Annotated in this window: 10 protein-coding genes; 1 reads left to right on the top strand and 9 read right to left on the bottom strand. The window is 60.8% G+C overall.

What is annotated here, in order from left to right; genetic code table 11:
• From SX1_RS23310 to SX1_RS24965, 5 genes are all read right to left on the bottom strand, one after another.
• The coding region (locus SX1_RS23310; RefSeq protein ID WP_043146302.1) for an integrase arm-type DNA-binding domain-containing protein at positions 1-305 on the bottom strand (305 nt) is incomplete at its 3' end.
• Positions 302-1,558 carry a tyrosine-type recombinase/integrase gene (locus SX1_RS21350; RefSeq protein ID WP_019054732.1) on the bottom strand — a complete coding sequence of 419 codons (1,257 nt, stop codon included), beginning with the start codon at positions 1,556-1,558 and terminating at the stop codon, positions 302-304. The genes SX1_RS21350 and SX1_RS23310, both read right to left, overlap by 4 nt.
• Before the next feature lie 203 nt (positions 1,559-1,761).
• On the bottom strand, positions 1,762-2,241 hold the full coding sequence (locus tag SX1_RS24970; protein WP_019054731.1) for an HNH endonuclease: 480 nt from the start codon (positions 2,239-2,241) through the stop codon (positions 1,762-1,764).
• 412 nt (positions 2,242-2,653) lie between these two features.
• On the bottom strand, positions 2,654-3,988 hold the full coding sequence (locus SX1_RS21340; RefSeq protein WP_019054730.1) for a type II toxin-antitoxin system HipA family toxin: 1,335 nt from the start codon (positions 3,986-3,988) through the stop codon (positions 2,654-2,656).
• A 2-nt stretch (positions 3,989-3,990) separates the two neighbouring features.
• Complete coding sequence (locus SX1_RS24965; protein ID WP_255209821.1) at positions 3,991-4,395, bottom strand: helix-turn-helix domain-containing protein; 405 nt, start codon at positions 4,393-4,395, stop codon at positions 3,991-3,993.
• Between SX1_RS24965 and SX1_RS21330 the strand changes: the two genes are divergently transcribed.
• Positions 4,394-4,711, top strand: a complete 318-nt coding sequence (locus tag SX1_RS21330) for an MbcA/ParS/Xre antitoxin family protein (protein ID WP_043146306.1) — start codon at positions 4,394-4,396, stop codon at positions 4,709-4,711. The genes SX1_RS24965 and SX1_RS21330 overlap by 2 nt on opposite strands.
• Before the next feature lie 36 nt (positions 4,712-4,747).
• On the opposite strand, the gene SX1_RS21325 is transcribed toward SX1_RS21330, so the two are convergent.
• From SX1_RS21325 to SX1_RS24410, 4 genes are all read right to left on the bottom strand, one after another.
• A complete protein-coding gene (locus SX1_RS21325; protein WP_019054727.1) occupies positions 4,748-5,992 on the bottom strand; it encodes a tyrosine-type recombinase/integrase in 1,245 nt (414 codons plus the stop codon).
• A gap of 393 nt (positions 5,993-6,385) precedes the next feature.
• Positions 6,386-6,877 (bottom strand): hypothetical protein, encoded by a 492-nt coding sequence (locus SX1_RS21320; protein WP_167539657.1) that lies wholly within the window; start codon positions 6,875-6,877, stop codon positions 6,386-6,388.
• Between the two features lie 305 nt (positions 6,878-7,182).
• Positions 7,183-7,446: a helix-turn-helix domain-containing protein gene (locus tag SX1_RS21315; protein ID WP_255209820.1), complete on the bottom strand. Its 264-nt coding sequence runs from the start codon at positions 7,444-7,446 to the stop codon at positions 7,183-7,185.
• Positions 7,447-7,783: 337 nt separating this feature from the next.
• Positions 7,784-8,130: hypothetical protein (locus SX1_RS24410; protein ID WP_157410355.1), on the bottom strand; the 347-nt coding region annotated here is incomplete at its 5' end.

Raw genomic sequence — 8,130 nt, 5'->3', positions numbered from 1 at the left:
CGCTCCTCCGCAGGGTTGTCGCCAGTCTGGGCACGCAGCAGCACTCGGCGCGCCACATCCATTGCCTGCACGCGGCTCAGCACCTTTGCATTGCCAATTGTCACCGTGCGGGCGCGCCCTTCCATCCGTGCCTGGACGATGTAGACCTTGCGCCCGCTAGCATAATGCCGCGTCCCGAAGCCGGGCAGTTCGCGCGTCCAGCACGTCTTGCGCAGCTCACCCAGGCCGCCGCACTTGCCCATGACATGGAGCCGGAGACTGCCCAGTTCCTCGGCGACGATCCCCCGCAGGGTCAGCGCGTTCATTTGCCGACTCCGATCAGGCGCGCGATGGAGCCGGATACGCGCTCGGCTGCATCGGCGACGATCTCGTCGGACAGGTGCGCATATCTGGTGGTTGTTTCTGCCAGCGCGTGCCCCAGCAGCTTGCCGATCACCATCAGCGAGATGTTGTCGCGGATCGCGACCGAGGCAAAGCTGTGGCGCAGATCATGCAGGCGCACGTCTGGCAGGGCCGCACGGTTGCGGATTTTCGACCAGTGAATGCCGAGCGTGATCGGCTTGTCGGGATTGTGCAACGAGGGAAATAGCAGGCCGGTTGCTTTCCGGTCTGGGAGCGATGCGATTACTTCGATAGCCTGCCGGTTGAGGTATATGATCTTCGCGCCGGTCTTGCTGTCTGGCAGCATGAGGCGCGGTTCCTGCACCCATTCCCAGCGCAGCTGTTCGATCTCTCCGCAACGCGCGCCGGTGAAGATCAACAGGCGGATCGCCGCGACATACTGTGGCTGCTCCGCCTCGTAGTCTCGCAATGCCGTGGCAAGCCGAGCATATTCATGCGGCGACAGAAACCGCTCCATCGGTTTGCGTTTGTAGCGCGGCGTGCCCTTGCAAGGGTTAGAGCCGCGCGGTCGCAGGCCTAACCGCTCTGCATAACCCATCATCACGGAGAACACCGGCAAGGTGCGATTGAACACGCCGGGCCGCTCGACAAAGCTGTCGCGCCAGAACAGGATGTCGCCCTTGGCCAGCTCGTCGATCCGCCGGTCGCCGAACGCGCCAAGGATTTCCTTGACGATCGCGCTCTCGTTGCGCTTGCGGGTCGATTGCTTCCAGTGCCGCGAATAGTCAGCCCAGAAGCGTTCGGCGTAGTCACGCAGCAGGGGCGCATCGTTCTTCTGCGCCGCGCGGGCCTTCTTGCGCGTAGGCAGACCGTCCAGCGCAATCTCCGCCAGTTTCGCCCGCGCGAGGCGGCGGGCCGTGACGGGCGAGATGTCACGGGAGGTACCCAACGACACCCGCCGCAGCTTGCCGCGCTGGCGAAACAGCACGAACCATGTCCGCCTGCCGCCAGGATTTACCCGCAGGCCAAAGCCCGGCAGGTCGATATCCCAATATTCCTGGATACGCTTTCCCGGCTTGCGCCGAACGATGTTGCCATTCAGCCGAACCCGGTTGGTTAGTTTGGGCTTTTCACCACTCCCCTGCCCTTCGCCGGATTGGGCCGAGAATTGATTCGGGGCTCCTTCCGCTGGTAGCAGATAGCCATTTGCTTGCATTGACTTGCTCCTCTTTGTAGAGGAACAACTTCGCGTAACCTATTGCTTAACAATCTCTTTCTGCCGCATCGCGGCGTAGGGTGTGCTCTGCACTGTGCCCAGCTTTTCGGGCTCACGTCGATTATGTCCCCGCAACAGACCAAACAATATCGGGTCGTCGGCCTTGGGAATAGCAGCCGCTGCGGCGCCTGATGCAGGTTCCGTCAGTGCTTGAAGCAATGCTCTCGATGCCACGCCAGGAAGGCCGGATGCGGGCGCTCTAGAGGTCGCTGGGGCGGGATGGCGAAGCCGGTCCGGTTGATCAGCGAGCGGATGCTATCGGGGGCGTTCGCATGTCGACTGACAAGGATTTCGAGATCGTCGTTTAGGCCGATCAGGCCCCGATCGAACATCCAATGGACGGTTCCTGAAAGGGCGATACCGTTGGTGACGATGTCCGGCCCGCCGCGATCCACGGGGCGGATATGGGCTGCCTCGACCTCGGCGCGGCCGCCACCATTGATCAGCTTCAGCCCGGTCACCGCGCAACGGGCATCATAGGCCTCGACCACGCGGCGGCGGAACAGCCGGTCACGGACCAGCCGTGAGCCGAGATTCGCCACGCGGTCCCGCTCGATTTCGAACTGAAACGGTGAGCGCTCCTCGCGCAGTAGATTGTCGGCCGTCTCATCGATCCTCGGCAAGAAGCTGTCATCTTCCGCAAGACCAAGGTCGATGATGCGGTTGAAGTCCTCGATCGACAGGGGCGGACTGCGGATTGGGCGCGACCCGAAATTTTGCCCTGGTCATTAAGAACGCCTCGCTCGACCAGCCCCAGAGAGCCATTGAACGGGACCGGATTGGGGAAGTCCAAGTAGGTGCCGGGTTCGATCAGGGCGAGATACATGTCCTTAGCGGTCGGGTCCGGCACAACATGGGCCACTTTGGCGACTGCGAAGTATCCGCGCGTATCCCGGATTTTGCTGGGCTCGTAGTAGATGATCCAATCGCCAATGCAGGCGCTGACGCGGGTCAGGTATTGGCGTGGGAACTGATACTGCTCCGCCGGGCTGTCGTCGTAGATCGAGTCCGTCCGATGAACGAAGATACCTTTGGTCATGGCGCTCCCGCTCCCCCGTCAGCAGAATAGGCGCTCGCACTGATCGCCGGCACTTCGTCCCTGGGCACTTCGTCGGCTTCAGGCACGCCTTCCTGCCCGGCGTGCGCCTTTACTTCGGTGGCCCGCTCCTCGATCTCCTTTGCGAAGACCTCCAGCATCGAGGACCCTGCTGGCATTGCTGCCACCTCCTCGACCGCTGCGGGCAGTTCGCGCAGCAACCGCGCCGTCACCTGTTCCACCCGCTGCACTGTCCCCCGCGCTGCCAGTCCGGCGGCTTCGGCCATGCGCCGCCAGTGGCGACCGTAGATGTGCCGACCGCGGCGCTGGCCCCCGATCGCCTGGGCGTGGTTCTGGGTGATGTTGGCCCACGCGAGGCCCGACATGAGATCATACAGCGGGGCAAGCTGCGGCGCGCCCGGGCCGAGCAGGATCGAGTAGTTCTTGGCGTGCGAGTCGACGTTGCCGATAGCGATATTGAAGATCACAGCGTCCAGCAGCCGGGTGATGTCGCGCGCCGTCATATGCTGGCGGACAACCGCGAACATGTCGGCGATCGAGGGGCCGCGCGTGCCGGTGCCATTGAATTCATACTTGGCGGCGGGCGGTCGGCCGAGGGCCTGGCAGAAATCCTCCTGATGCAGGCGGCGAACATAGTTGCCGGTGCCTATCCGGTCGTATCGATCGACCAACAGATAGCTGCGCTGCCCCGCAACGCCGGTCATCACCGGCGCCACATTGAAGCCGATCCTGCGAGCGAGAACCATGCACAGCGCCTCATTCTGGACGCTGCCGGGCAGGCGTGGATTGTCGGGCTTGAGGATATGGGTGGATGGCGCGCCGTTGATCGGCACCGCAATCTGGCCTTCGCTGACGGCCACCGGCAGCTTTTCCTGTGCGCCGGCGAGGCTCATCGAGACGCCATCTTCGCCCACCAGGAATGGGCGCGCTGGCAGTTCCTCGATGATTCGCTCCAGTGCTTCAGCATGCGGGATCGGTCGATAGCCGGGCTCGCCACGCGGTTTCTGCGGCGCGATACTGAGCGCGCCTGCCAGATCATTGCCGGTCTGCGCGATCAGGCCGAGCGCGTCCTCCGGCGCAGCGCCGAGCGCGCGAGTCATGGCGCGCAGCGGTTCGCCTTCCGGCAGGAGGTTCATCAGCCAGGGAAGAACCTGTTCTCCCTCATAGGGCTCTGGCCGGATCGGCATCGCCAGCGAGACCGGGAAGCTTTCAGCGGATGAACTCCAAGCATCCGCATATTCAAGGCGGGTTGCCTGCGCATCGGCGCTGATCGTGGCGACCAGGCGGTCTTCGTAATGAATCGGAAGGTCCACCGTCAGGCCTGCGAAATGCCGGTGGCGGTGAGCCGCAAGCCAACGGCCTTGGCGGCGGCGAGTGCCTTCCCGAGTTGGGCGGTGGGCTTCCCAGCTTCCAGATCGACGATGAAGCGTTCGCCGCTGTTGATGGCGAGCGCCAGCTCCCGCTGCGTAAGGCCAAGGGCCTTGCGGGCCGAGGCAACGGCTGCGCCGAACTGGGTTGCGTTGTCTATCATGTCATTCTTACCGATCGGGAAGTTCTCATATGTGCCGTAGAGATTCAAGAGCATTTCTTCCCGATCGGGAAGGATGCGCTTTGATATTGACGCATATCCGAAAATTCTTACCGACCGGTAAGTTGATTGGTGGCCTGAACGGATGTTCCGTGCTATCGAGGGGGTGTCGAAGTCAGTGGATCTGTCCATGTCGATCGCCAGCGCTCAATACAACGATGAAGAAATACTGGCCATGACGCGGGCGGCCGCTGCATTGGTCGCGCGCTGGGGCATTCAGGATGCAGCAGCCGAGCGGCTTCTCATCGGCGAAGGGCGGGCTGCAGCGCTGCTCGGCATTCATCGCGCATTGCGATGCATATTCGCTGACAGCGATAGAGCCGCGCGGTGGATAGGTGCACCTAACGAGGCCTTTGATAGGGCCAGCGCGCTGGATCTCATGCTGGCAGATGGCCTCGCAGGTATGCAGCGCGTCGAGGCCTACCTTGATGCGGAAATCGCCAGCTGAACAGATTGGTGACAGATCCTTACCGGTGCAGCAGGATCAACCCGGCAACGCGCTTGCAGCGCCCGATGGCTTGCGGAAGCTGCCTTGCAACACCTTTGCGCCTGAGCGCAACTGGTCGAGATAGTCCGCCCAGCTCTGCATCATCCTGATCCGCTCATTCCAGTGCTCGCCGCGCGCGTAGGCGCGGCGGACGTCATCGGTCTCGGCATGGCCGAGCTGGCGCTCGATCGCGTCGGGGTTCCAGTGACCCTGCTCATTAAGTAAGGTGCTCGCCATGGCGCGGAAACCGTGGGCGGTCATCGTGGTGCCGTCGAAACCCATTCGCCGCAGCGCGAGGTTGATCGTGTTTTCGCACATGGGCCTGTCGCGCTTGCCCTGGGCGGGGAAGAGGAAGCGGCGGTTGCCGGTGATCTCGCGCAGCTCTTCCAGGATGGCGAGGACCTGACGGCTGAGCGGTACACGGTGCGCGACGCGCATCTTGGTCTTGTCGGCGGCGATGGTCCAGATGTTGCGGGTAAAGTCGAACTCGCTCCATTCTGCCTGCCGCAGTTCGCCCGGACGCACGAAAACATAGGGGGCCAGTCGCAGCGCGGCGTGAGTGACCGGATAGCCTGAATAGGCGTCGATCGCGCGCAGCAAAGCGCCCGCTTCCCTCGGAGTCGTGATAGCGGCGCGGTGCGTCACCTTCGGCACGATTAGTGCGCCGCGCAGGTCTGCTGAAACGTCCCGGTCGGCGCGGCCGGTGGCGATGGCATAACGGAAGACCTGGCCGCAGGTGCTGCGTAGCCGTCGTGCGGTTTCGTAATGGCCGCGCTTTTCGACTGCGCGCAGGACGGCGAGCAGCTCGGGCGCCTTGATCTCGCCGATTTTGCGGTCTCCGATCATGGGGTAGGCGAATTCGAGCAGCCATGTCAGCTTGCCCACGGTTACATCGGCACGGCCCTCGCGTCGGGCCTTGTCGAGCCATTCGTCCGCCACGGCCTTGAAGCTGTTCACATTGCCGAGCGGCCCGGTGATCTTGTCGATCTTGCGCTTGGCGGCGGGGTTGATGCCCTCGGCGATCTGCTTCTTGATCTCCAGCCGTTTGGCCCGCGCCTCGGCGAGGGTGACGGTCGGATAGACCCCGAGCGCTGCCGTAGACCGCTTCTCCCCGAAGCGATAGTCGACCCGCCAGCACCGCTGCCCGGCCTTGGTCACCAGCAGGTACAGCCCGCCACCGTCGGAGAGCTTGTAGGGCTTGTCCCGCGCAACTGCCTTTCGGACTGCCAGATCGGTAAGCATGAAGCCACCTTTTGCCGGTTTCGATACCGTCAAAAATACCGTCGCATACCGTCAATTGCAACGATTTCAGCCGGACGCCGGTGGACGTCCGATCCGTAAAAAGTCTTTGATTTCGTGGATTTTTCCGGACGCTTGTGGATGCATCCGGAAAGAAAAATGGTGCCCAGAAGAGGACTCACGTCTACCATCCTTTCTATATTTAAATCAGTATTTTTGACGATGTGGTTTTTGGGAAGGCCCACAATTCCGCCCGCTCTAGGCAACTAAGGTATTGGTTCGATGCCTTTTTAGGGACTCTGGCAATTTCAAAGTCTCAGAATTCCGCCATTCCTGCGTTGGAACAAATGCAGAAAGTGGGCCTTTTGATTGGGGCCCAGGCCGTCCCTTATCTCGTCATGTATCTCGCGGCCTCCCCTCTACGAAACGCGTCTCGAGCGAGCGCATTTCGGTAAGGGTAGAGAAGTAGATGCTCAAGCCAGTCGCCTCGCCTCGCTGGAGTTCATCGCAATCCACCTGGACATGGGTAATCGCTTTGGACGCGATCAACCCCGGCAATGCCCAAATTGCGTCCGAGGGCAAGTACGCCACCATCGAACGAAGGTTCTTGCGAAGGGTCAAGGATAGATGCGCGCGCTTTGCAGTTTGGGATTCGTCGGGCAGAAATCGCTCGCACGCCAGCCTAATCTCGATCTCTTCTCCCCTGTGCTGCTCAAGCTTTTCACTGGTCTCCACGATCAAGCAATCTAGCCGGACGAATGTCTCGTCTATTCGGCGCTCCGGCCCGTCGTCGCCGAGACAATATGTAGGCGACGCCGCCTGAATCTCCGCCTTGAGGCAATAGACTGGCTTGAGCGTAGCCTTCTTTTTGCGTCTGATTTTGGTCATCTCAACTCTCTCGGACACTGCGACGGTGAGCATCGCCACTTTCGAGGAGACTACATGCCGATCTGCACGAAACCAATTAGCTGACCATGATCGATCCGGGTCGGCTTACAACGTTGCCTCCGGCCATCCCGATCAAGCTCGCCTACTCGCCACATAGGACTCTGGCCGGATCGGCATCGCCAGCGAGACTGCGAAGTTGTCGGCAGATGAACGCTAAGCGTCGCCTTAGGCAAGGCCGGTTGCCTACGCGTCCCGGCTGATTGGGACGACCATGCGGCCATCGCTGTCGACCAGAAGTCCCACTTTCAGACCTGCGGACTTCCAGCCGCCGTCAGTCGCAGGCGTACGGCCTTGGCGGTGGCCAATGCTTTACCGAGTTGAGCGGTGGGCTTGTCTGCTTCTAAGTCGAAAATGAAGCGTTCGCCACTGTTGATGGCGAGCGCCAGTTCCCGCTGGGTGTGCCCTAAGGCCTTGCGAGCGGAGGCGACTGCGGCGCCGAACTGGGAGGCATCTTCAATCATACAATTCTCACCGAGCGCGAAGATCGCATGGCCACGATCAGTCTTCAATGAGATTTCTTACCGATCGGGAAGCCAAGATCCGTCGCTTTGGCAGGCTTGCCGAAGAACGGAGTCCAGACCGTCGGTCGGGTGATATGGGCCGGCTTTCACGTCACCTGATCTGCTTCCGACTAAGGCGTGAATAGGCCTGCTGGCTCCGCATAGCTTTTGATTGTGCGCTCGGGCCGTTCATGCCAGCCAATGTTGAACGCCCAGTAGGTGGGGAAGAAGTAGAGCGTCGAGTGTGCCAGATACTCATGAATCCATCGAGCCAGTATCCCCCCTGACGCCGCTGGCAGGTCCGAACCTCTGGTAAATTCACGACGTCTCGCATCGGTTTGACGTCTCACCGCAAGAGATAAACTGCGAAGGATACCACCATTGCCCAGATGACAAATAGTGCCGTACGTACGTTTACAGCCCTACGCTGGTCCTTCTGATGCATCAAAAGCTGTTGATGCAGGGCGTTTATCTGGCCCAAAATATCGTTCTGGAAAATATCCCGTTCTTTCGATTGGCGATTCAAATCATCAATCTGTTCAGTTAGAGTTTTAGATAATTCATTGGCGTGATACTGTATCTTCCCAAGAGATAATCTAAGGTTATTGACTTCGGCTTTAAAAAATGAGTTTTTCTGTTTCAGAGACGCAAAGTTATTTTCGGCTATCCGGCACACGGGGTTGATGGAGCGCG

It is taken from the genome of Sphingobium xenophagum NBRC 107872, assembly GCF_000367345.1.
GTDB classification, from domain to species: Bacteria; Pseudomonadota; Alphaproteobacteria; order Sphingomonadales; family Sphingomonadaceae; genus Sphingobium; species Sphingobium xenophagum.
The sequence above is the reverse complement of the archived record's forward strand: the minus strand, read 5'-3'. Positions and strand labels throughout refer to the sequence as shown.